This is a genomic window from Pseudomonas sp. NPDC096950, assembly GCF_044762525.1.
Lineage (GTDB): Bacteria > Pseudomonadota > Gammaproteobacteria > Pseudomonadales > Pseudomonadaceae > Aquipseudomonas.
Window position 1 is genome coordinate 272973 of record NZ_JBIWEL010000002.1, and the last position, 22225, is coordinate 295197.

The 22225-nt window shown below is 59.8% G+C and carries 25 protein-coding genes; 14 read left to right on the forward strand and 11 right to left on the reverse strand.

Annotated elements, in window-relative coordinates:
* Positions 1-15: 15 nt before the first annotated feature.
* Complete coding sequence (locus tag ACIQY3_RS05725; RefSeq protein ID WP_403017940.1) at positions 16-1563, forward strand: MFS transporter; 1548 nt, start codon at positions 16-18, stop codon at positions 1561-1563.
* A gap of 173 nt (positions 1564-1736) precedes the next feature.
* Complete coding sequence (locus tag ACIQY3_RS05730; RefSeq protein WP_403017942.1) at positions 1737-2381, forward strand: glutathione S-transferase family protein; 645 nt, start codon at positions 1737-1739, stop codon at positions 2379-2381.
* 76 nt (positions 2382-2457) lie between these two features.
* On the opposite strand, the gene ACIQY3_RS05735 is transcribed toward ACIQY3_RS05730, so the two are convergent.
* From ACIQY3_RS05735 to ACIQY3_RS05745, 3 genes are all read right to left on the reverse strand, one after another.
* Positions 2458-3363 (reverse strand): LysR family transcriptional regulator, encoded by a 906-nt coding sequence (locus ACIQY3_RS05735; protein ID WP_403017943.1) that lies wholly within the window; start codon positions 3361-3363, stop codon positions 2458-2460.
* A 170-nt stretch (positions 3364-3533) separates the two neighbouring features.
* Positions 3534-3905: a YajD family HNH nuclease gene (locus ACIQY3_RS05740; RefSeq protein WP_008153129.1), complete on the reverse strand. Its 372-nt coding sequence runs from the start codon at positions 3903-3905 to the stop codon at positions 3534-3536.
* 48 nt (positions 3906-3953) lie between these two features.
* On the reverse strand, positions 3954-4640 hold the full coding sequence (locus ACIQY3_RS05745) for a spermidine synthase (RefSeq protein WP_123410584.1): 687 nt from the start codon (positions 4638-4640) through the stop codon (positions 3954-3956).
* 88 nt (positions 4641-4728) lie between these two features.
* Between ACIQY3_RS05745 and ACIQY3_RS05750 the strand changes: the two genes are divergently transcribed.
* Complete coding sequence (locus ACIQY3_RS05750; RefSeq protein WP_403017945.1) at positions 4729-5019, forward strand: hypothetical protein; 291 nt, start codon at positions 4729-4731, stop codon at positions 5017-5019.
* Here the strand turns inward: ACIQY3_RS05750 and ACIQY3_RS05755 are convergent.
* Together ACIQY3_RS05755 and ACIQY3_RS05760 are read right to left on the reverse strand one after the other, a co-directional pair.
* Positions 5016-5489: a cyclic nucleotide-binding domain-containing protein gene (locus ACIQY3_RS05755; RefSeq protein ID WP_213937256.1), complete on the reverse strand. Its 474-nt coding sequence runs from the start codon at positions 5487-5489 to the stop codon at positions 5016-5018. The genes ACIQY3_RS05750 and ACIQY3_RS05755 overlap by 4 nt on opposite strands.
* Positions 5490-5707: 218 nt before the next feature.
* Complete coding sequence (locus ACIQY3_RS05760) at positions 5708-7762, reverse strand: S9 family peptidase (RefSeq protein ID WP_403017946.1); 2055 nt, start codon at positions 7760-7762, stop codon at positions 5708-5710.
* A 236-nt stretch (positions 7763-7998) separates the two neighbouring features.
* Here ACIQY3_RS05760 and ACIQY3_RS05765 point away from each other — a divergent pair, with 236 nt between their 5' ends.
* From ACIQY3_RS05765 to ACIQY3_RS05775, 3 genes are read left to right on the forward strand one after another with little or no spacing between them, the layout of a single operon-like run.
* Entirely contained in the window at positions 7999-8496 is a 498-nt protein-coding gene (locus tag ACIQY3_RS05765; protein ID WP_403017947.1) for an MFS transporter, read from the forward strand.
* 32 nt (positions 8497-8528) lie between these two features.
* Positions 8529-9305 carry a class II glutamine amidotransferase gene (locus tag ACIQY3_RS05770; RefSeq protein WP_054049027.1) on the forward strand — a complete coding sequence of 259 codons (777 nt, stop codon included), beginning with the start codon at positions 8529-8531 and terminating at the stop codon, positions 9303-9305.
* A 12-nt stretch (positions 9306-9317) separates the two neighbouring features.
* Positions 9318-9860, forward strand: coding sequence for a DUF2937 family protein (locus ACIQY3_RS05775; protein WP_054049029.1), 543 nt, complete (start codon positions 9318-9320; stop codon positions 9858-9860).
* 130 nt (positions 9861-9990) lie between these two features.
* Here the strand turns inward: ACIQY3_RS05775 and ACIQY3_RS05780 are convergent, their stop codons facing one another.
* On the reverse strand, positions 9991-10905 hold the full coding sequence (locus ACIQY3_RS05780; RefSeq protein WP_403017948.1) for a LysR family transcriptional regulator: 915 nt from the start codon (positions 10903-10905) through the stop codon (positions 9991-9993).
* Between the two features lie 158 nt (positions 10906-11063).
* Between ACIQY3_RS05780 and ACIQY3_RS05785 the strand changes: the two genes are divergently transcribed.
* The 4 genes from ACIQY3_RS05785 to ACIQY3_RS05800 all read left to right on the forward strand — a co-directional run bounded on the left by ACIQY3_RS05785 (position 11064) and on the right by ACIQY3_RS05800 (position 14790).
* A complete protein-coding gene (locus ACIQY3_RS05785) occupies positions 11064-12350 on the forward strand; it encodes an MFS transporter (protein ID WP_403017949.1) in 1287 nt (428 codons plus the stop codon).
* 63 nt (positions 12351-12413) lie between these two features.
* Positions 12414-13166 carry a 5-oxoprolinase subunit PxpA gene (locus ACIQY3_RS05790; RefSeq protein WP_401322842.1) on the forward strand — a complete coding sequence of 251 codons (753 nt, stop codon included), beginning with the start codon at positions 12414-12416 and terminating at the stop codon, positions 13164-13166.
* A complete protein-coding gene (locus ACIQY3_RS05795) occupies positions 13163-13867 on the forward strand; it encodes an allophanate hydrolase subunit 1 (RefSeq protein ID WP_403017950.1) in 705 nt (234 codons plus the stop codon). Before ACIQY3_RS05790 ends, ACIQY3_RS05795 begins: the two co-directional genes overlap by 4 nt.
* Entirely contained in the window at positions 13864-14790 is a 927-nt protein-coding gene (locus tag ACIQY3_RS05800) for a biotin-dependent carboxyltransferase family protein (RefSeq protein WP_403017951.1), read from the forward strand. Before ACIQY3_RS05795 ends, ACIQY3_RS05800 begins: the two co-directional genes overlap by 4 nt.
* A 102-nt stretch (positions 14791-14892) precedes the next feature.
* On the opposite strand, the gene ACIQY3_RS05805 is transcribed toward ACIQY3_RS05800, so the two are convergent.
* Both ACIQY3_RS05805 and ACIQY3_RS05810 read right to left on the reverse strand, forming a co-directional pair.
* Positions 14893-16071: a VWA domain-containing protein gene (locus ACIQY3_RS05805; protein WP_054049045.1), complete on the reverse strand. Its 1179-nt coding sequence runs from the start codon at positions 16069-16071 to the stop codon at positions 14893-14895.
* A gap of 21 nt (positions 16072-16092) precedes the next feature.
* On the reverse strand, positions 16093-16938 hold the full coding sequence (locus tag ACIQY3_RS05810) for a MoxR family ATPase (RefSeq protein WP_163908972.1): 846 nt from the start codon (positions 16936-16938) through the stop codon (positions 16093-16095).
* 202 nt (positions 16939-17140) lie between these two features.
* Here ACIQY3_RS05810 and ACIQY3_RS05815 point away from each other — a divergent pair, with 202 nt between their 5' ends.
* On the forward strand, positions 17141-17371 hold the full coding sequence (locus tag ACIQY3_RS05815; RefSeq protein ID WP_403017952.1) for a DUF4160 domain-containing protein: 231 nt from the start codon (positions 17141-17143) through the stop codon (positions 17369-17371).
* Positions 17359-17862, forward strand: coding sequence for a DUF2442 domain-containing protein (locus ACIQY3_RS05820; RefSeq protein ID WP_403017953.1), 504 nt, complete (start codon positions 17359-17361; stop codon positions 17860-17862). The genes ACIQY3_RS05815 and ACIQY3_RS05820 overlap by 13 nt, the downstream gene beginning before the upstream one ends.
* Here ACIQY3_RS05820 and ACIQY3_RS05825 read toward each other — a convergent pair.
* Positions 17859-18935 carry a DUF748 domain-containing protein gene (locus ACIQY3_RS05825; protein ID WP_403017954.1) on the reverse strand — a complete coding sequence of 359 codons (1077 nt, stop codon included), beginning with the start codon at positions 18933-18935 and terminating at the stop codon, positions 17859-17861. The two genes, ACIQY3_RS05820 and ACIQY3_RS05825, sit on opposite strands and share 4 nt — an antisense overlap.
* A gap of 127 nt (positions 18936-19062) precedes the next feature.
* On the opposite strand from ACIQY3_RS05825, the gene cysK reads away from it, so the two are divergent.
* The gene (gene cysK, locus ACIQY3_RS05830) at positions 19063-20037 is read left to right on the forward strand and encodes a cysteine synthase A (RefSeq protein WP_403017955.1); all 975 of its coding nucleotides are present in this window, start codon (positions 19063-19065) and stop codon (positions 20035-20037) included.
* A 280-nt stretch (positions 20038-20317) separates the two neighbouring features.
* Positions 20318-21256 carry an aspartyl/asparaginyl beta-hydroxylase domain-containing protein gene (locus tag ACIQY3_RS05835; protein ID WP_403017956.1) on the forward strand — a complete coding sequence of 313 codons (939 nt, stop codon included), beginning with the start codon at positions 20318-20320 and terminating at the stop codon, positions 21254-21256.
* A 53-nt stretch (positions 21257-21309) separates the two neighbouring features.
* Here ACIQY3_RS05835 and ACIQY3_RS05840 read toward each other — a convergent pair whose 3' ends face one another.
* The gene (locus ACIQY3_RS05840) at positions 21310-21468 is read right to left on the reverse strand and encodes a hypothetical protein (protein ID WP_403017957.1); all 159 of its coding nucleotides are present in this window, start codon (positions 21466-21468) and stop codon (positions 21310-21312) included.
* Positions 21469-21503: 35 nt separating this feature from the next.
* Positions 21504-22049, reverse strand: coding sequence for a hypothetical protein (locus ACIQY3_RS05845; RefSeq protein ID WP_403017958.1), 546 nt, complete (start codon positions 22047-22049; stop codon positions 21504-21506).
* Positions 22050-22225 lie beyond the last annotated feature (176 nt).

The following is a 22225-nucleotide window of genomic DNA, read 5'->3' on the forward strand; positions in this document are numbered from 1 at the left end:
ACTAATGGTGAAATCATGACTTCAACTGATCATGAGGCGAGGGGGAAGGACAAGCTGCTGATTCTTGCAGCGATTTGTCTTTCCGCTTTGGTCCTCCCCTTGAGCTTTACCGGCGGCGCAGTCGCGACGCCGGCCATCGGCCGTGATCTTGGCGGCAGCCCGGTGGCGCTGACCTGGATCACCAACGCGTTCATGCTGTCCTTCGGCAGCCTGTTGATGGCCGCCGGTGCACTGGCCGACGTTTACGGGCGCAAACGCTTGTTTACCATTGGCATGCTGTTGTTTACGGCGGCGTCGGTGGCGCAGAGCCTCGCACCCTCGGTGTTCTGGCTGGATGTGCTGAGGGCGATTCAAGGTGTGGCGGGCGCGGCAGCGCTGGCCAGCGGTTCCGCGGCACTGGCCCAGGAGTTCGAAGGGCATGCGCGCACGCGAGCGTTCAGCATGCTCGGCACCACCTTCGGCATCGGTCTGGCCTTCGGTCCGCTGGTGGCGGGCGTGTTGATCGAGGCTTTCAGCTGGCGTGCGATCTTCGTCTTTACCGCATTGATCGGCGTGATCGCCATGGTCTTCGGCATCCCGCGCATGCGTGAAACCCGCGACCCCGGCGCCACGGGCCTGGACTGGCCGGGCACGATCATCTTCAGTGCGGTCCTGGCGTTGTTCACTTTCGGTGTGATCCAGGCACCTGACAGCGGCTGGGGCAGTCCTTTGGTTGTGGGTCTGCTGGGGCTGTCGGCAGTATTGCTGGTGGCGTTCGTCATGATCGAAATGCGCGTCAAGCGTCCGATGCTCGACCTGACGCTGTTCCGCTTCCCGCGCTTCGTCGGCGTGCAAATGCTGCCGATCGGCACCTGCTATTGCTACATCGTCTTGGTGGTGATGTTGCCGCTGCGGTTTATCGGAGTGGAAGGCTTGAGCGAAATCGATGCCGGTCTGCTGTTGCTGGCCCTGTCGGCGCCGATGCTGGTGGTGCCGATGCTCGCGGCTTCCATGACGCGGTTCGTCTCGGCCGGAATTTTGTCGGGCGTGGGGTTCCTGATTGCGGCCATCGGCCTGCACTGGCTGAGCCTGTACAACGTCGGTGAGCCGAAATTCGGCCTGGTCGGCCCGATGCTGGTGATCGGCATCGGTGCGGGGTTGCCGTGGGGGTTGATGGATGGTTTGTCCGTCAGCGTGGTGCCGAAGGAACGCGCTGGCATGGCCGCCGGTATTTTCAATACCGTGCGCGTTGCGGGTGAGGGCATTGCTCTGGCGAGCGTTGCCGCCATGCTCGCTTCGCTGCTGCACACCAATCTGTCAGAGGCCGTCCAGGTTGTGGCCGGCAGTGCCGACGCGGCGCTGATCGCCGAAACCGCCCACCGGGTGACGACGGGCGATATGGCCCATGCGATCAACACCGTACCGGGTCTGGCCAACGAGCGATTGGTGGAAGGTTACGCCTCGGCCTTCCAGTACCTGCTGCATATCCTGACCCTCATTACCCTCGCCTCCGCAGCGGTGGTGCTGGGGTTGTTGAGCAAAGACCGAACAGTCGTTGAAGACCGCGTCAGTGAAGCCGCTTGAAAATGACGCCGCGCGCCCGGTTACCCGGGTGAGCGGCGTTTTTTATTGTCTCTCCATTGTCTACAGACCATCGCTTCTTGCGTGGTTTATCCACTTCAAGACTCGGCCCACACTTCAGTCATCGGGCCCGACAAGGCTTCGACACACCCAATGACTTTTCAGGAATAACCCCCATGATCAAGCTCTATATTGCCAATCAAACCTGCTCCCAAACTGTCCAGATCATTGCTAATGAGCTGGGTCTGAAGCCGCAATTGATTCATTACGATGTCTTCGGCAAGACCACTTCCAACGACGACAACTTCGCCGAAATAAATCCACTGGGTTATGTTCCGGTACTGGTTCTCGACAATGATCAGAAAGACTTGTTGTCCGAAACCATCACCATTTCCTCTTACCTTGCCGACCAACATCCAGAGTCCGAGCTTGCACCGGCACGCGGTACTCTGGAACGGGTCAAGTTCGATCAATTGCTGACCTTCCTGGCCACCGAAATTGCGCAAAAGCACATTCCCTTGATGCGCAAGTTGATGACCGAAGATGGCGCCGAATGGACCCGCAATAAGTTGGTCAGCGCCTACACCGTGCTCGATCAGCGCTTGGCCGATGGCCGCGCGTATCTGACCGGCGATGTCTTCACCGTGGCGGATGCTTATGTTTTCGGTACGTGGTGGCATGAGCGTTCCGGCGCACCGATTACCCACCTGAAAAACCTGATGGCCTACAAGGCGCGTATCGATGCCCGCGCTTCGGTAAAGCAAGCCCTGAAAGACGAAGCCGAGATTGTCGCCGTGCACGAGGAACGCAAATCTGCCTGAGCCGGATTCCGTTGGAATCAGAAAGGGTCGCAGTCAACGCTGCGACCCTTTTTTACAGCTCGGTAAATCGTGATGTTCAAGCGGGCTCTCGCAAGCGATCTGCCAGATAATTGAGCACGGCGCGGGTTTTCGCCGGCATTCGATGCCCCAGTGGGATCAAGGCATGGACCGGCGGGCCGGCGGTGTCGACGGCTGGAAGCACGCGTACCAGCCTGCCGCACTCCACGTAGGGTTGGGCAACCTTGTCGAAGATTTGCGCGATGCCGAGCCCGACGACCGTTGCGTCGATCAGGGCTTGTCCGTCAGACACAACCAGCACCGGAGTCGGCGACAGTTCTCGAACATGGCCATTCTCGGACAACGACCATGGGCGCAGTCGCCCGGTAAAACCGCGGAAAATGACGGCTTCATGATGAACGAGGTCTGCGGACGTTTCGATCGGCGCATGGCGGGCCAAATAGTCGGGAGACGCGTACAGGCTGAGCGTGATGTTGCACAACTTGCGCACGGTCATTTCGCTGTCTTGAGGAAGCTCGCCGGCCCGGACCACAATGTCCCAGCCTTCACCTACCGCATCCGACATGCGATCAGTCATGGACAATTCCAGCGTTACCTGGGGATAGCGGGTACGAAGTTCGGAAATGGTGGGTAGAAACAGTTGGCGAAAGCCCGAGGGAATGTCGAGTCGTACACGGCCGATCGGCTCGTCTTTGCGGGCGGCCAACGCCTGGGCGGCATCGCGAAGGCCATCCAGCGCAGCCTGGGCGGCGACGAGATAGGTTTCGCCGTCTTCGGTCAGGCGCACGGCGCGGGTGGTGCGCTGGAACAGTTTGGTGCCGAGCCGTGCTTCCAGGCGCTGAACAGCCTTGCCGATATTGGATTTGCTGGTGGAAAGGTTCTCGGCTGCCCGAGTGAAGCTGCCGGTTTGAGCGACGCCGACAAATGCCGCAATGTCGGGAAATGAAGCATCGGTGCGTTCCATTATTGTCTCCCTGTGAGCGACTAAGCATCTCGTTTTCGGGAGTTTATCAACGGTTTTTGGTCGGTAACAATGGCCGCAGTGAGCAACGAGTGACGGCTAGCGATCGCTGATTGCCCACTGACTTTGGTTTGTTTTTTTGGCCCGCCCGCATGCGGGCCTTTTTTTACCTGTCAGTCTTCTTTCTTCATCAAACCGGCCAGCGCCGCAAACGGGTTGTGCGTTGCCTTGGCGATTTTCGGACTGCTCAGCGAGCCTTCGTCGAAATACTGCTGATCGGTGTAGCGCGAGTGTTCGTTGTCGTGGCAATACAGGCACAACAGCTCCCAGTTCGAACCGTCCTGGGGGTTGTTGTCGTGGTTGTGGTCGCGGTGGTGCACGGTCAGTTCACTGAGGCGCTTGCCGGAGAATTCACGGGCGCAGCGGCCGCACACGTGCGGGTACATCTTCAGGGCTTTATCGCGGTAACCCATTTCCTTGTCGCGCTGGTTGTCGGCAAGGATGCGATCCAGCTTCGAGGTATTGGTCGGGGTGGACGAACTCATGGGTTCACCTTTGTAAAAGACTAATGACGGTTATGAACTCAGTTTAGCTCAGCCCTTGAGCTTCTCGGCAATCCAGATCGTGTGGCGCGTGCCTTTGTTGCCGTGGGCGAAGACCTGGACTTCTTCGGCCTTGAAACCGGCCTTTTTCAACTTGTCAGAAAACTGCTTGTCAGCGCTGGCCGACCACACCGCCAGCACGCCTTTTGGCCGCAGGGCCTTGGCGCAGGCGCTCAGGCCGCCAGACGAGTAAAGCCAACTGTTGGCGCGCTGGGTCAGGCCTTCGGGGCCGTTGTCGACGTCGAGCATGATCGCGTCGAAACCCTGGGGCTCGGCTTGCAGCACTTTGGCCACGTCTTCCATGCGAATCACGGTGCGTGGGTCGAGCAGCGGATTGCCGGCCTTTTCACCGAGCGGCCCGCGATTCCACTCGACCACGCCGGGCACCAGTTCGGCGACCACCACCTCAGCGGTCTTGCCCAGGTGCTTGAGGGCGGAGGCGAGGGTGAAGCCCATGCCCAAACCGCCGATCAACACGCGGGAGTTCGGCCGGCCGGCGACCTTGCGGCACGGGATCTCGGCCAGGGCGTCTTCGGAGCCGTGCATACGGGTGTTCATCAATTGCCCGCCGTCGCCACCCTGGATCTTGATGACGAAGTCCTCGCCGTATTCGAACAGGCACAGGGCACCGCCGTTTTCAGGGATGGGGGCGGTGTCGAGCAGAACGAAACGTTTCATGGCGGGCTCTTGGAAAAAATTGGCATAAGGCAAACGGACGCAGTTGGGAGTAGCCTGCAAGCAGACAACAAGGCCAACGGAGCCATTGATGAAGCGCACCATTCTAACGGTCATTGCCTTGGCCGCGCTCTCGATAACTGCAGTGCAGGCCCAGGAGCAGCAAACCATCCCCACCAGCCCGGCGCCGATGGCCGGTTCGCCCGGCACCGCGACCCCCACGCCGTACCCGCAAATCACCCCCACCAGCGTGCCTCGGACCGGGATTGGCAGCGGCGGCCCGCCACTCGTGCCGATCGAAATGCCCAGCCCGCCGTCCAAGGACCAGCCGTTGCCGGGCCTTGAGCCGAACAGCACGAAAATCAAATCGCCGGGCGGTTAGACCTGCTGGGACAACAGTTGCCCATCAGCCATGCGCAGGCGTTTGGACAGGGAGACGGCGAGGGCGCGGATGATCTTGGCGGCGATCTTCGGTGCGTCGTTGAGCATCTTTTCCAGCGAGTCCTTGCCCAGGTTGAGTAACTGGCAATTGCTCGCCGCCACGCAACTGGCCGAGCGCCGCTCGCCATCGAGCACGGCCATCTCGCCGAACGCCCGACCGCTGCGCAGGGTGGCCATGACCACCGTTTGCCCGTCGCTGTTGGTCTTCTGCACCGACACCTGGCCGGTGTGGATGATGCACATGAAACTGCCGGCATCGCCCTCGTGGAAAATCTCTTCGCCCTGGGCAATGGTGCTGATGCTGAAATAACCGGAAGCCGCAGCGAAGTCGGCCGGCAGCAGTTGATCGAACAGGCCGCAGTCCATCAGCCAGTCGCGGATTTCGTTGTTCAGTAAGGTCGGTTCTGACATGTCGTCACGGTCTTTTTCTTGTGGTTTGTTGCGGGTTCGGGTGGTGTGGCACACGGCAGATCCCTTGTGGGAGCGAGCCTGCTCGCGAAGAGGTCAGCACATTCATATCAATGTTGAATGACATACCGCTTTCGCGAGCAGGCTCGCTCCCACAGGGGGATATTTGTTTTAGCCAGCCCGGTGTCAGGGTTTAAGACCGGAACACCAAGCCAAGTTCCTCACGCAATCCCCAAAACCTGGAAAACAAATGCGTATTCGAGGGCTACGTCACGTAATCCCTGGTAACGCCCGCTCATCCCGCCATGCCCGGCGCCCAGTTCGGTCTTGAGCAGCAGGGGATTGTCGTCGGTTTTGGTCGCGCGCAATTTCGCCACCCACTTGGCCGCTTCCCAGTACTGCACGCGACTGTCGTTGTAGCCGGCGATCACCAGGGTCGCCGGATACGCCTGGGCAGTCACGTTTTCGTACGGGGCGTAGGCCTTGATCCGATCATAGACGTCCGGCTCTTCAGGATTGCCCCATTCGTCGTATTCGGTGACGGTCAGCGGCAAATCCGGGTCGAGCATGGTGTTGAGCACGTCGACGAACGGCACTTCGGCAATCGCCGCCGCGAACAGCTCCGGACGCTGGTTCAGCACCGCGCCGATCAGCAAACCCCCGGCACTGCCACCGCTGATCGCCAAGTGCGGCGCGGTGGTGAAACCCTTGGCGATCAAGTGTTCGGCGCAGGCAATGAAGTCGCTGAACGTGTTGTGCTTGTGTTCCTGCTTGCCGGCGCGGTACCAGGCTTCCCCCAGTTCACCGCCGCCGCGCACGTGGGCGATGGCAAACGCCACGCCGCGATCCAGCAGGCTCAGGCGGGCGTGGGAGAACCACGGGTCGAGGCTTTCGCCGTAGGCGCCATAGCCGTACAGATACAGCGGCGTCGGTTGACCGAGCGCTTCGCGTTTAACGACGAGGCTGATCGGCACCTGCGTACCGTCCGGCGCTGTGGCCCACAGGCGCTGGCTGACGTAGGCGTCGGCGTCGAACGGGCCGAGCACCGGGGTTTCCTTGAGGACTTTCTGTTCGCCCGTGGCCAGTTCCAGCTGACGAACCTGCGCCGGACGGTTCAACGCCTCGTAACGCAGGCGAATCCGGTCGCTGACGAATTCCAGGCTGTTTTGCACATGCAGGCTGTAGGCCGCGTCCGGCAATTGCACGCGATAAGACGCCAGGCCTTGTGGGCGCACCTCGATGATCGGCAGGCCACCCTCGCGCAGGCTCAACGTCACGGCTTCAACGTTCAGGCTCAGGCCTTCGATCATCACGGTGTCGCTGTGGGGGATCAAGTTCTGCCAGTCGGCCTCGGTCGGCGCCACGCCGGTATCGAGGGCGGTGTACAGGGCGAAGTTGATGCCGTCGCGGTTGGTGCGGATAAACCAGGTCCATTCGCCATCGAGGGCGCCGTGGTCGACGTCGTATTCGTGGTCCTCGACCCGTGGCGCCAGACAGGTAAAGGCCTGGTGCGGCTGGAAGGCATCGAGCACCCAGACTTCGCTGGTGGTCTTGCTGCCCAGGGACAGCAGCAATTGCTGTTCCGAACTGGAGCGGTAGCAATGCAGGAAGAAGCGGCCGTCCGGCTCATGGAACACTTCTTCGGCCGCCGTGCCGTCGAGGCGATAACGCATCAGCTTGTGCGGGCGATGAGTGTCGTCGAGTTCGCCGAAGAACAGCGTCACGCTGTCGTTGGCCCAGGTCATGCTGCCGTCGCAGTCCTGGAATTCCAGTTCGCTGACACGACCGTTGGACAATTCCTTCACAAACAGCGTGTAAATCTCGTCGCCCGTGGTGTCGAGGCTGTAGGCCAGACGCTGGTGGTCCGGGCTGATGCTGAACGCGCCGAGGGAGAAAAAACCGCCATTGGCCAGTTCGTTGGGGTCCAGCAGCAATTGTTCCTGGCTTTCGTCGATGACCAGGCTGTCATCCGCCGGGCGCGGGCAGCGGTAATGACGAGCGTACTCGTCACCCGCCGTGGTGCGGGTGTAATACAGGTATGGGCCCCACGGGGAGGGCAGGGACAGGTCGGTTTCGAGAATCCGGCCCTTGATCTCTTCGAACAGGGTTTCACGCAACCCGGCCTGATCGGCGGTTTGTGCCTCTTGGTAGCTGTTTTCAGCCTTCAGGTAGTCGAGCACCGCGTCGGTGTCGCGCTCCTGGAGCCAGGCATACGGGTCACCCCCTTCGTCCTTGCGGGCAATCGGGGCGCTGGTGACGTTGGCGGATAAGGGCATGAAGGGCTCTCGGACGATGGTCGGAATAAGGGTTCGCAGGTCTTGATGCCGCTGCAGATCCCTGTGGGAGCGGGCTTGCTCGCGAAGGGGCCGGCACATTCAACATTTCTGTTGGCTGACACTCCGCTTTCGCGAGCAAGCCCGCTCCCACAGGGGCTGCGCGTAGCAGGCTGGTATTGGGACAAGCCGGACAGGCGAAAAGTCGTTACTATAAGCGCCTCTTTGCCTGCCTTGCCATGGACACCATGACCGAGAACGACTATCTGATCGCTTGGGGCCTCTACGCCTTTGCCGCTTTAGGCTGCCTGTTGGTGTGGATGCGCTTGACCCGCTGGATGTGGCGCTACCTGCGTGAGCCGCTGCGGCTGCTGATGGCGGTGTTGCTGTTCAGCCCGACCATCATCGACCCGGTGAAGGAAAAAGTCGCCCCAGCCATCGCCATTACCGCGCTGGACCTGGCGTTCAAGGTGGGCAACAACGCCTGGCGGGCGATTTCCGATCTGTTCATGTACGGCATGATCGCCTTCGGCCTGTACCTGCTCCTGGTGCTGATCCGCTGGCCCATCGAACGTGCCGCCAACGCCCGCAAGGAACAGGCTGCCGCCGCCAAGGCCGCGATCAAGCCTGACGACTATGAAGACGAACAACCGTTTGGCGTGGCCGGCGACGATCGTTATGGCCGTCCACCGATCCCGAACAACCCCCAGCGTTCGCGCATCGAACCGCGTTTGTAACTTTGCCCCTGCCTTTCAGCGAGAGTCCGAGCATGTGTGAGTTATTGGGCATGAGCGCCAATGTCCCGACCGATATCGTGTTCAGCTTCACCGGGCTGATGCAGCGCGGCGGGCGTACCGGGCCGCACCGTGACGGCTGGGGCATCGCCTTTTATGAAGGTCGTGGCCTGCGCCTGTTCCAGGACCCGGCGGCGAGTTGCGAATCCGAAGTCGCCAATCTGGTGCAACGCTACCCGATCAAGAGCGAAGTGGTGATCGGGCATATCCGCCAGGCCAACGTCGGCAAAGTCTGCCTGTCCAACACCCACCCGTTCGTGCGCGAGTTGTGGGGCCGTAACTGGTGTTTCGCCCACAACGGCCAGCTCGCGGATTTCGAACCGATCAAGAGTTTTTACCGCCCGGTCGGCGATACCGACAGCGAAGCGGCGTTCTGCGACTTGCTCAACCGCGTACGCGCGGCGTTCCCGGAACCGGTGGAAATCGAAGAACTGCTGCCAGACCTGGTGGCCGCTTGCGCCGAATACCGCAGCAAAGGCGTGTTCAACTGCCTGCTTAGCGACGGCGACTGGCTGTTCTGCTATTGCTCGACCAAACTGGCGCAGATTACCCGCCGCGCACCGTTCGGCCCGGCGCGCCTGAAGGACGTCGATGTGATCGTCGACTTCCAGGCCGAAACCACGCCCAACGACGTGGTCACAGTGATCGCCACCGAGCCTTTGACCGAAAACGAAACCTGGACCCGCTACGAACCGGGCCAATGGAGCCTCTGGCGGCGCGGCGAATGCGTCAGCCAGGGCAAGACCGAATAAGGACTTACCCCCATGTTGCTCAGTTATCTACGGCTGGTGTTGTTCGCGGCGGGCCTGTTGATCGGTGTCCAGGTGCCGGGGTTCATCAGCGATTACGCCAAGCGGGTCGAAGCGCACCTGATTGAGGCGCAGACCGGTTTGAGTGGTTTTCAGGGCACCGCCAATCAGTTCTTCAAAGGCGATATGCAGGCCTTGGTCGCGCATTATCGGGCGAGTGAAGACCCGATCTTTCGCAGCGATGCCGACAGCCTGAGCAACCTGCTCACCCGTCAGATTGCCCTCGATAAACAGTTCCAGGCCATGCAAGGCCCGTGGTACATCCGCTTCCTGCAAGTGGCACTGGCCGCTGATCCGGACATCCGCAAGGAAACCTGGAACGGCTATAGCTACCAGATATTGCTGACCCCGGAAGCGATGATCTGGGGCATGAGCGGGGCGTTGCTGCTGTCGTTCGGCATTGAATGCCTGTTCCGGTTGATCGACTGGGTGGTGCTGGGCGGCAAACGCCTGCGCCAGAGCCGGCCGATTGAAGATCGGGATGTGCGGGGCCTTTGATCCACTAAAGATTGATCGTTCCCACGCTCCGCGTGGGAATGCAGCCCGGGACGCTCCGCGTCCCATTCAAAGCCGAACGCGGAGCGTCCGTTGAGGCATTCCCACGCAGAGCGTGGGAACGATCAAGGGGTCAGTTGGCCAAAACGATGTAACCCTCACCCACCTTACGCGCATACCCCTCCAACACCTGCTGACACAACGTCACAATCTCCTCGACCCATTCCACCCCGACTCGCCACGACACCACCACCTGCAAATTCGGTGGCCGTTGGTCGATGGCCAGCAAGGTCAATTCCCCCCGCGCCAGTTCCTCGGCCACCAAAACCGGCGGCAACGCGCCAATGCCAAAACCGTCCCGCAGCAACCGTGTAATCGCCGACACCGAGTTCACGCAGTTCAGCCGTGGCGTCATCACACCGTTGGCCTGCATCAACGCCAGAACATCCTGATGCGGATGGGAGTTTTTCGAGTAGGTGATGATCCGCTCACGGGCCAGGTCGGCCACGCCTGAATACTCGCGGTTGTAGATGGAATTGCTGGCGACGATCCAGCCCATCGGGTGGCTGGCCAGTTCCAGGCTGCGCACGGATTCCTGGCGCAACAGATCGGTTTGCAGGATCAGGTCGAGAAAGCCTTTGTGCAGCTGATCGCAGAGGTTGAGCGACGTATCCGCCACCAGCTCGATTTCCACCAGTGGATAGTGATCCATCATCTGCGCCACCAACGGGCTTAGCCAGGTGTGGATCACCGTGTCCATCACGCCGATGCGCACCCGTCCGACCTTGCTCGAGCGGGTCTCGATCGACTGCTTGAGCGCCTGCATGGTGTCCATCATCTGCTCGGCGTATTCGAGCACTTTCAGGCCTTCCGGCGTCAGGCTCACACCCCGGGAATCGCGCAGGAACAGCTTCACCCCGAGCTCGCTTTCGAGCACCGCGATGCGGCTGGAAATCGACGCCTGGGTGGTGAAGAGCTTGTCCGCGGTCAGGCGAAAACTCTTGAGTCGGGCGACCCAGACAAAGGTCTCGAGGAACTTCAAATTCATGGGATTTGCTCGGGGATAAAGAATTCTTATGTCTAGGGCGGGTTTTTATTAGTTGGACGCCGCAGGGCCGGGCGCCCAAAAATCAGGCCATCCGGTTCCCACGATAGGCGTCGTCGGGGCTCAGAACAATACCAATAAAATATGTACGGAGACTTGCCATGAGTGCGCCCGACACCCTCGACATCCCTAAGGCAACGACTCGCCCGGGACCTTTCGACTGGTATCGCAACATCAACAAACAGGAACGCCGCACCTTCTGGAGCTGCAAGATCGGCTATGGCCTGGACGGCATGGACACCCAGATGCTCAGTTTCGTGGTGCCGACCCTGATTGCCATGTGGGGCATTACCACCGGTGAAGCGGGGCTGATTCACACCAGCACCCTGATCGCCTCGGCCATCGGCGGCTGGGTGGCGGGGATTCTCTCCGACCGCATCGGCCGCGTGCGCACCTTGCAACTGACCGTGCTGTGGTTCGCCTTCTTCACCTTCCTCTGCGGCTTCGCGCAAAACTACGAACAACTGCTGATCAGCCGCACCTTGATGGGCTTCGGTTTCGGCGGTGAATGGACCGCCGGCGCAGTGCTGATGGGCGAAGTGATTCGCGCCAAGGACCGTGGCAAAGCGGTGGGCATGGTGCAATCGGGTTGGGCGCTGGGTTGGGGGCTGACGGCGATTCTGTATGCACTGCTGTTCTCGGTACTGCCGCCGGAAGACGCCTGGCGTGCGCTGTTTATCCTCGGCATCGTCCCGGCGATTTTCGTGATTTTCGTCCGCCGACTGGTCAAGGACCCGGAAATCTACCGCGAAGCCAAGGCCAAGCAAGAGCCAAGCAACCCGGCGAAGTTCTACGAGATCTTCGCCCCCGGCATCCTCTTCACCACAATCCGCGCTTCGGTGCTGACCACCGGCGCACTGGGCGGTTACTACGCGATTACCTCATGGCTGCCGACCTTCCTGAAGAACGAGCGCGGTTTGAGCGTCCTCAACACCAGCGGCTATCTGGCGATGGTGATCGTCGGTTCCTACATCGGCTACGTCATCAGCGCCTATTTGACCGACATCCTCGGGCGCAAGAAGAACTTCATCCTGTTCGCCGTCGGCTCGTTCACCATCGTTTTGCTCTACACCCAATTGCCGGTCAGTAACACGGTGATGCTGTGGCTGGGCTTCCCGCTGGGGTTCTTTGCCTCGGGGATTTTCAGCGGCATGGGCGCATTCCTGACTGAGTTGTTCCCGACGCGGATTCGCGGTTCGGGCCAGGGTTTCTGCTACAACATCGGCCGGGCGCTGGCCGCGTTGTTTCCACTGTTGATCGGCTTGCTCAGCCAGAAAGTGCCGCTGAGCGTCGGTATCGGGGCGTTTGCGGCGGTGTCCTACGGGGTCGTGATCCTCGCCGCCTTGAGCCTGCCGGAAACCCGTGGCAAGCAACTGGACGCCGAGTAACTGATAATCTGCTGCGTATCTATCCGGCAGTAAAAAAAGAATATGCCTACAGGAGTGTTCACCGTGAGCCGCCTGCTATTGAACTGCGACATCGGCGAGAGCTTCGGCAACTGGACCATGGGTCTGGACGCCGAGGTCATGCCCTTCATTGATTGCGCCAACATCGCCTGCGGCTTTCATGCCGGCGACCCGAGCATCATGCGCAAGACTGTCAGCCTGGCCCTGAGCCACGGCGTACAGATCGGCGCGCACCCGGCCTATCAGGATCTGGTCGGCTTTGGCCGCCGCTCCATGGCGTATACCGCCCAAGAACTGCAGGACATCCTGCATTACCAGATCGGCGCCCTCGACGGCATCTGCCGGGCTCAGGGCGGCAAAGTCAGCTACGTCAAACCCCACGGCGCGATGTACAACGACATGATGGCCAACCCGGCGCAATTGCGTGCGGTGATCCAGGCCGTGGCGGCTTACGACCGCACCTTGCCGCTGATGCTGATGGCTACCCGCGACAACAGCGCCGCGCAGCAATTGGGCGATGAGTATGGTGTGACCCTGTGGTTCGAAGCCTTCGCCGACCGCGCCTACGACAGCGCCGGCATGCTGGTTTCGCGGCAACTGCCGGGCGCGGTGCATCACGATCCGGAGAAAATTATCGAACAGGCACTGATCATTGCCCGTGGCGATCACCTCACGGCCAATGACGGCAGCGCCTTGCATTTACAGGCCAACACCCTGTGCGTACACGGCGACAACGCCAGTTCGGTGGCCGCCGTGCAGCGTATCCGCCAGGCCTTGAATCAGCAGAGCGCGTCATGAAACCAAGGGTCGAAGTGGTGGCGCTGGACTGCCTGATGGTGCGTCTGTTCGATGAAATCGCCGAAGCCAACATGCCGTGGATGCTCGCGGCCAGTGAAAGTCTGCGCGCCGCGTTTGCCGGGCATTTGATCGACCTGGTGCCGTCTTATACGACGCTGATGGTGCATTACGACCTGACTGCGTTGAGTCCGGCCCAGGCTCGGGAATTGATTGCCGAGGCGTTGATCGATCTGTCGCCCAACGCCAGCACCACGGGCAAATGCCATGTGTTACCAGTCTGGTACGACGTGAGCGTCGGCCCGGAACTGAGCCTGTTGTCGCAGCGCAGCGGGCTGGCGGTGGACGAAGTGATCCGTCGTCACAGCGAGCGTGAGTATCAGGTGTTCGCGTTGGGCTTCGCGCCGGGGTTTGCTTTTATGGGTTTGGTGGAAGAAGTCCTCGCCGCGCCGCGTCTGAACACGCCGCGCAAGAAAGTGGCAGCGGGGAGTGTGGGAATTGCCGAGCGGCAAACCGCCGCTTACCCGGTGGTGTCCCCCGGTGGCTGGAACCTGATCGGCCGCACCCCGGCCAAACTGTTCGACCGCGAACGGGACGGCTACAGCCTGATGCAACCCGGCGACACGGTGCGCTTCGAAGCCGTCAGCCACGCCGAGTTCATCAATCTGGGCGGCGACGATACGCCACTGGAGGCCCAGGCATGAGCCGTCTGAGAATTGAAGCGAGTACGCCGCTGTGCCTGTTGCAGGATGCGGGTCGATTCGGCGTGCGGCATCTGGGCGTGACCCAGGGCGGCGGGCTGGATTGGCGCTCGATGTCGTGGGCCAATTGGCTGTTGGGCAACGGGTTGGATGCGCCGGTGATCGAAATCACCCTCGGCGGGTTTACGGTGGTGGCCGAGGAAGACTGCGTGCTGGCGCTGGCCGGGGCGGATCTGGGCGCGCAAGTGAATGGCGAGGCGTTGGCACCGTGGCGCAGTTTCCGGCTGCAAAAAGGCCAGCGCTTGCAGTTCTCCCAGCCGTTGCTGGGGGCGCGGGCCTATCTCGCCGCACCGGGCGGGTTTGATGCGCCGAAAGTGTTGGGCAGCAGTGCGACGGTGGTCCGTGAGGAACTCGGCGGGCTCGATGGCATGGGCCGGCCGTTGGCCAAGGATGCGCAGCTGAGTTATTCGGGCAGTCCGTTGATCCTGCTGCGGGAGTTACCGCAGGAGCACATCCCGGATTTCAAACTCGATACGCCGCTGGACCTGGTGCTCGGCGCGCAGATCGGCGCGTTCAGCGGGCAGAGTCTGTTCGACGCATTCAACAGCGTCTGGGCGCTGGACAGCCGCGCCGATCGCATGGGCATTCGCCTGCTGGGCACGGCGCTGGAATACCAGGGCAAACCGATGATCTCCGAAGGCATCCCGCTCGGCGCGGTGCAGGTGCCGCCGGACGGGCAGCCGATCGTGTTGCTCAATGATCGACAGACCATTGGCGGTTATCCGCGATTGGGCGCGTTGACGCCGTTGGCGTTGGCGCGGTTGGCGCAGTGTTTGCCGGGGGCGAAGGTGCGGTTGCGGCCAGTGGTGCAGGATGTGGCGCATCGGGAGCAGGTCGCCTATCTGCGGCGGTTTTCAGGCCGCTAAAAGCTTCGCGAGCAAGCCCGCTCCCACACTGGATCTGTGTCTTGCACTAGACCAATGTGGGAGCGGGCTTGCTCGCGAAGGGGCCCTGACAGGCAAAGAAGATTATTTGGATAAGAACCGCATCCCTTCCTCCAACCCCCGCAGCGTCAGCGGATACATCCGGTCTTCAATCAAGTCCCGCACGATATTGGTCGACGAGGTATAGCCCCACGTATCTTTCGGATACGGGTTAATCCAGATCAACTTCTTGTACTTCTCCATGAACCGCTGCATCCACAAGTAGCCCGGCTCTTCGTTCCAGTGCTCGACGCTGCCGCCGGCCTGGGTGATTTCGTAGGGCGCCATGGCTGCGTCGCCGATGAAGATCACTTTGTAGTCGGCGCCGTACTTGTGCAGCAGATCCTGGGTCGAAAAACGCTCGGACGTGCGGCGCATGTTGTTCTTCCACACCGACTCATAAACGAAGTTGTGGAAGTAGAAGTACTCCAGATGCTTGAACTCGGTCTTGCAGGCCGAGAACAACTCCTCGCAAATCTTCACATGGGCGTCCATCGAGCCGCCGATGTCGAACAGCAGCAACAGCTTGACGGTGTTGCGCCGCTCCGGCCGCATCTGGATGTTCAGCAGGCCGGCGTCGCGAGCGGTGTGGTCGATGGTGCCATCGATATCCAGCTCTTCCGCCGCGCCCTGACGAGCAAACTTGCGCAGCCGACGCAGGGCGACCTTGATGTTGCGCGTGCCGAGTTCCACCGAATCGTCGAGGTTCTTGTACTCTCGCTGGTCCCAGACCTTGACTGCTTTGCCCTGGCGCTTGCCGGCATCGCCGACCCGGATGCCTTCCGGGTTGAAACCGCCGGAACCGAACGGGCTGGTGCCGCCGGTGCCGATCCACTTGTTGCCGCCGGCGTGGCGTTCCTTCTGTTCTTCCAGGCGTTTCTTGAACTCTTCGATCAGCTTGTCGAGGCCGCCGAGGGACTGGATCTGCGCCCGCTCTTCATCGCTCAGGGAACGTTCGAATTCCTTGCGCAGCCAGTCTTCGGGAATCAACGCCTGAAGATGATCGTCGAGTTTTTCCAGGCCATTGAAGTAGGCACCGAAGGCCCGGTCGAACTTGTCGAAATGCTTTTCGTCCTTCACCAGGATCGCCCGGGCCAAGTAATAAAACTCGTCCATGTCGGCGAAGACCACGCGCTGTTTCAGCGCGTTGATCAGGTCCAGCAGCTCGCGCACCGAGACCGGCACCTTGGCGGCGCGCATTTCATTGAACAGGTTGAGCAGCATGGCGATCGCCCTTATGAATGCTTAGCGAGAGCCGCGACGGCTCATGAACGCCAGACGCTCAAGCAATTGCACGTCCTGTTCGTTCTTCACCAAGGCCCCGGCCAGCGGCGGGATGGCCTTGGTCGGATCGCGTTCACGCAGCACCGCTTCGCCGATATTGTCGGCCATCAGCAGTTTGAGCCAGTCCACCAGTTCGGAGGTCGACGGCTTCTTCTTCAGGCCCGGCACTTTGCGTACATCGAAGAACACGTCCAGCGCTTCGCTGACCAGGTCTTTCTTGATGTCCGGGTAGTGCACGTCGACGATCCGCTGCATCGTGACGCGGTCCGGGAAGGCGATGTAGTGAAAGAAGCAACGGCGCAGGAACGCGTCCGGCAGCTCTTTTTCGTTGTTGGAGGTAATGATGATGATCGGACGTTTCTTGGCCTTGATGGTCTCGTCGATCTCGTAAACGTAGAACTCCATCTTGTCGAGTTCTTGCAGCAAGTCGTTCGGGAACTCGATGTCAGCCTTGTCGATTTCGTCGATCAGCAGGATCACCCGCTCGTCGGATTCGAAGGCTTCCCACAGCTTGCCCTTTTTCAGGTAGTTGCGAACGTCGTGGACCTTTTCCGTGCCCAACTGCGAATCCCGCAGACGGCTCACCGCGTCGTACTCGTACAGGCCCTGATGCGCCTTGGTCGTGGATTTGATGTGCCAGGTAATCAACTTGGCGCCAAAGGACTCGGCCAGTTGCTCGGCCAGCATCGTCTTGCCAGTACCCGGCTCGCCCTTGACCAGCAGCGGACGCTCCAGGGTGATGGCGGCGTTGACCGCCAGCTTCAGGTCATCGGTGGCGACGTAGGCCTGGGTGCCTTCGAACTTCATCTGCTAATCCTCGAACGGTAGCGCCGACCTGAACGGGCAGGGCGGGACGGAATAAATGTGATGCCCCGACTATAACGCGCTGCCCGGTCGACTGTGAACGCAGACGGGTTATTCAGTCTCTGAATGGGGCGTCACATCTTGACTCAGTCTCGGCGCAAGGCCAGCATTCAGGTATCGCCGATTTGGCGATAGGCTTTGCGGTATGTCTACTAAATACCGATTTCGCGACAAATACCGCATTCAGTTGCGTGAGAAGGATCACCCACCGCCCCATGTCTACCTAACCGGTGGCGGGCTGGACGTGATGCTTAGCCTCGAGACCGTCGAAGTGATGGCAGGAAGGGCGCCACCGCTGATTCTCAGGGAAGCATTGGAATGGGTGGGAACTCATCAGGTGGAATTGCTGGAGGACTGGAAACGATGTTACCCATGAAGCGACCCCGGCTGACGGCGGTAAAGGCTTTACCGGAATACCGCCTGGCGTTGACCTTTATCGACGGGCAACAACTAACGCTGAATTTGAGCCGCGATTTGTACGCTTATCCAGGGTTGCAACCGTTGCTTGAGGTTCGCGTCTTTGAGGATGCCGCACTCGGCGATGATGGTTGGACTGTGGAATGGGCCGAGCCGGATATTCAGATTGGTGCGGATTCTTTGTATCTGGATGCCCTGGCGCAAAACGCGGCCGACGAAAACACCCGAATCTTCATCGATTGGCGTGCTCGCACCGGGTTGCCCTTGAATCAAGCCGCCGAAGCGCTGGGCGTCAGTGCCCGCAGTATCAGCCGCTACAGCAGCGGACGCGAAGCGGTACCCAAATCATTGGCCTTGGCTTGCCTGGGCTGGGACTCCTTGCAGCGACGACCTTCAGCATTGGCAGCAGCCGAGGAAACCGGTCGCTATACCGTCACTCGTAAACCTTAACCCGCATCCGGCTTTGGCTGTTCATACCGCGCATTGAACGCCTGGACGAAACCATTGCGCAAAATCTGTAAAAACGCCTGGAACGCGCTGATATCTTGCTGGTGTACGTTGCCGCTGAGTTCGACTTTGGTGGCGAACTGGTTCTTGCGCTGGTTTTTCAATACGGTTTCGGTGCTGCCGACGATGGCTTCCCAAACGGAGCGCAGGATTCCTTTGTTTTTGTTCTCGACGTCCTGCTGCCAGTTGAACACTTCGACGTCTCGCAGCAGCGGTTTGATGTAGCCCTTGAGCTGGCCCTTGTTGGCTTCGGCTTCGATCACCACGTCGCCGTGGCCGGCGTTGAAGTCGAATTTGCCGTAGGCCGAGGCGAAGTCGTTCATGCGTTTGAGTTCGATGTCCTTGGCCCGCAGGCGGAATTCGAAGTCTTCGAAGTTGCTCAGGGGATCGAAGGTGGCGGTGGTTTCCAGCGGGGCGTGGCCCAGCAGCAGGGCCTTGCCCTCGAAGCGGGCGTCGCGCTTGCCTTCGGTGTCGACCACGTTGGTCAGGTTAAAGAGGCTCGCGTTGACCTGGGTGGCGTTCATGTTTACGGGCGGGGAAGAGCTGAAGTTTCGAAAGCTGATTTTTCCGTCGTCGATTCGCACTTCGTTGAGCGTGATCGGCAACAATTTGCTCAATTGAGCACGCCAGTCGGTGCCTCGACCGGTCTGGGAATTTTGCTTGTTGGCGCCGCCGTCGACGAAGTTCACTTCGGGCTGGATGAACTGCACCTCGGCCACCACGGCATGGTCGTACCAGAGCGAATGCCAACTGACCGAAAGATCGATCAGCGGCGCGGTAACGAAGGGGACAGGGACTTTGCCGTCGACCTTGACGATCTTCAGTCCGTTGATTTTGTAGGCGCCGCGCCACAGGGCGAGGTCTACGTCGGTGACTTGGCCACGGTAGTCGCCCATGTCGGCCAACTTGTCATTCAGGTAGTTGCGCACCAGGTAGGGCAGGGCGATGTCAAGGGCAACCAGCAATACAACAAGGCCGGCGACGGTCCATAGGGGCCAACTGTATCGACGCTTCATGATGGCAATTCCTTGGCGGTGTACAGCCATTGACTACGAGCGTCTGCGGACGTTCGACCCGACTGGACGACCATCGGCAACAGGCATACCTTGGAACGCTTATTCAACGCTGCATAAGGACCCAGCCATGAGTCGTATTTTTGCTGACAACGCCCATTCCATCGGCAATACGCCGCTGGTGCAGATCAACCGCATCGCGCCGCGTGGCGTGACGATCCTGGCCAAGATCGAGGGGCGCAACCCCGGTTATTCGGTCAAGTGCCGGATTGGCGCGAACATGATCTGGGACGCCGAAAGCACCGGCAAACTCAAGCCTGGCATGACCATTGTGGAGCCGACGTCGGGCAACACCGGCATCGGCCTGGCGTTTGTCGCCGCCGCCCGTGGCTACAAGCTGATGCTGACGATGCCGGCGTCCATGAGCATCGAACGGCGCAAGGTGCTCAAGGCTTTGGGCGCTGAACTGGTGCTGACCGAGCCGGCCAAGGGCATGAAGGGCGCGATCGAAAAGGCAGCGGACATTCTCGCCAGCGACCCGGCCAAATATTTCATGCCGGCACAGTTCGAAAACCCGGCCAACCCGGCCATCCACGAAAAGACCACTGGCCCGGAAATCTGGAACGATACCGACGGTGCGGTCGATGTGTTGGTGGCAGGCGTCGGAACCGGTGGAACCATTACCGGTGTTTCGCGGTATATCAAGAATACCCAGGGCAAACCGATTCTCTCGGTGGCCGTGGAACCGGTGTCGTCGCCGGTGATTACCCAGAAACTGGCCGGTGAAGAAATCAAGCCGAGCCCGCACAAGATCCAGGGCATTGGTGCCGGTTTTGTGCCGAAAAACCTCGATTTGTCGATCGTCGACCGGGTCGAACTGGTGACCGATGACGAATCCAAGGCCATGGCCCTGCGCCTGATGCAGGAAGAAGGGATTTTGTGCGGTATCTCGTGTGGTGCGGCGATGGCGGTGGCGGTTCGCCTGGCCGAAACCCCGGAAATGCAGGGCAAGACCATCGTGGTGATCCTGCCGGACTCCGGTGAGCGTTACTTGTCGAGCATGTTGTTCAGTGATTTGTTTACGGAGGCAGAAACCCAGCAATAACCGAGAAATCAAAAGATCGCCTGCGGCTGCGCCCATAGGCGCGTAGGAGCTGCCGAAGGCTGCGATCTTTTGATCTGGTTTTTGATCTAGCAAAAGGAAGGCTGATTCAGGTCAGCCTTCGTTCAGGAACCTTATGTTAATAAGTGCTTTGTTGCGCAATCCTTAACACTGAATGTTCAGTTATGTGGGTTTTTCCCCGGGCCGGTAGTGGTTATCATGGCCGGCTGCCACGTCGGGTAAATGGCGCGGTGCAAAGTTGCCTATTCTCAAGGAGTCGTTGATGACCTTTTCCCTGGCCGCGAAAGCGTCGGTGTTGCTGTTATTCCTCGGCAGTACGCTCTATGTGCATTTGCGCGGCAAGGCACGTCTGCCGGTCCTGCGGCAGTTCGTCAATCACTCGGCGTTGTTCGCACCTTATAACGCCTTGATGTACCTGTTTTCCGGTGTTCCGTCCAAGCCCTACCTGGACCGCAGCAAGTTTCCGGAACTGGATGTGCTCAGGGACAACTGGGAAGTCATCCGCGACGAAGCCATGCACCTGTTCGACGAGGGCTATATCCGCGCCGCCGAAAAGAACAACGATGCCGGATTTGGCTCGTTCTTCAAGAAGGGCTGGAAGCGCTTCTACCTCAAGTGGTACGACAAACCCTTGCCATCGGCCGAAGCTCTGTGCCCAAAAACCGTGGCGCTGGTGAGCAGCATCCCCAACGTCAAGGGCGCCATGTTTGCCTTGTTGCCGGGCGGCAGCCATCTCAACCCGCACCGCGACCCGTTCGCCGGCTCCCTGCGCTATCACCTGGGGTTGTCGACGCCGAACTCCGACGATTGCCGCATCTTTGTCGATGGCCAGGTCTACGCCTGGCGTGACGGCGAAGACGTGATGTTCGATGAGACCTACGTACACTGGGTCAAGAACGAAACCGAAAAGACTCGGGTCATTCTGTTCTGCGACATCGAACGACCACTGAGCAACCGCATCATGACCCGCATCAACCGCTGGGTCAGTGGCCTGCTCGGTCGCGCCACCGCCCCGCAAAACCTCGACGATGAGCGCGTTGGCGGTATCAACCAGGCCTACGCCTGGAGCAAGAACTCCAGCGACAAGTTCAGCGGCGTGGTGAAACAGTGGAAACGTCGGCATCCCAAGGCCTATCGCGTACTGCGACCGGTATTGGCGGTGGTGGTGTTGACGTTGTTGGGGTATTGGTTGTTCGGGTGATTGCGGGCAAGAAATGAAAAACCGCTCATTGGAGCGGTTTTTTTTCGCCGATGTTATCGGCGCCCGGCGAGCACGTCAGGTTCGCCTTCGATGCCCTCAACAAGTATCTGCAAAAAACGACGTTGATTTGCTGATAGCTCTGCAGTGACTGGCTTGTTTTGTGTTTCGGACGATCGTTTTTTTATGGGGGATTTTTTAATCGCTTTGCGCATATTCCCTCCGGTTCTGATCATTAATTGAGCAGTTTTCACAATACTAGACCCTCCACGGCAATGACAAGTCGACCTTCAGAATCAAATGCAAAGCCGAGTTGTTGATAAACAGAAATGGCCCCTTCCAGCGGTTCCTGAACCTCAATGTACTTGCTGCCTAAAATTTGCGCATACCGGTCAATCGCCATCATCGCCAGTGTCGCAATACGGCGTTTTAAAGGATGTGCTTCCCCCGGTCGCCCTTCCAATCGCACGATGCGGATTCGTTGCCGACTGTTGTTCGGATTCGCAAAGCATAGTCCGCAAAGCTCCTCGTCGAACCAGATGGCAATATCCAGAGACAAAGGCTCCTTAGCTTTCCATCCTATGACCTCATCCCATAAAAAGTGTGGATCCTCCCAGCGTTCGCAAGCATCCAGAGCCTGTGCATTGATGGCTTCGAACCGAACCTGTGATAGATCAGTTTTCGTTGGGCCAGCCTGGTTCAGTCGATGCTGCAACTGAGCAGCGCTGGTTGCAGCAAGATTCCTAGCCCTCGATTTATATAACTGATACCGAATGTGCGTCCGTTCCCTTGGCATGTGATCTCGTGCATTCCATGTCCCCCGTTGGCGGGTTGATCCATTCCTTTGAAGGGTAGGGCGCTCATACGGAGCTGTCGCTACTGGCCCTTTGACCAAGTCGTTGCAATCTATGTCGCGGACTGGCTATAGTCGCCACTCGCCTGCTCCCTCCAGCAGGCCCTCAAAAAAGATCA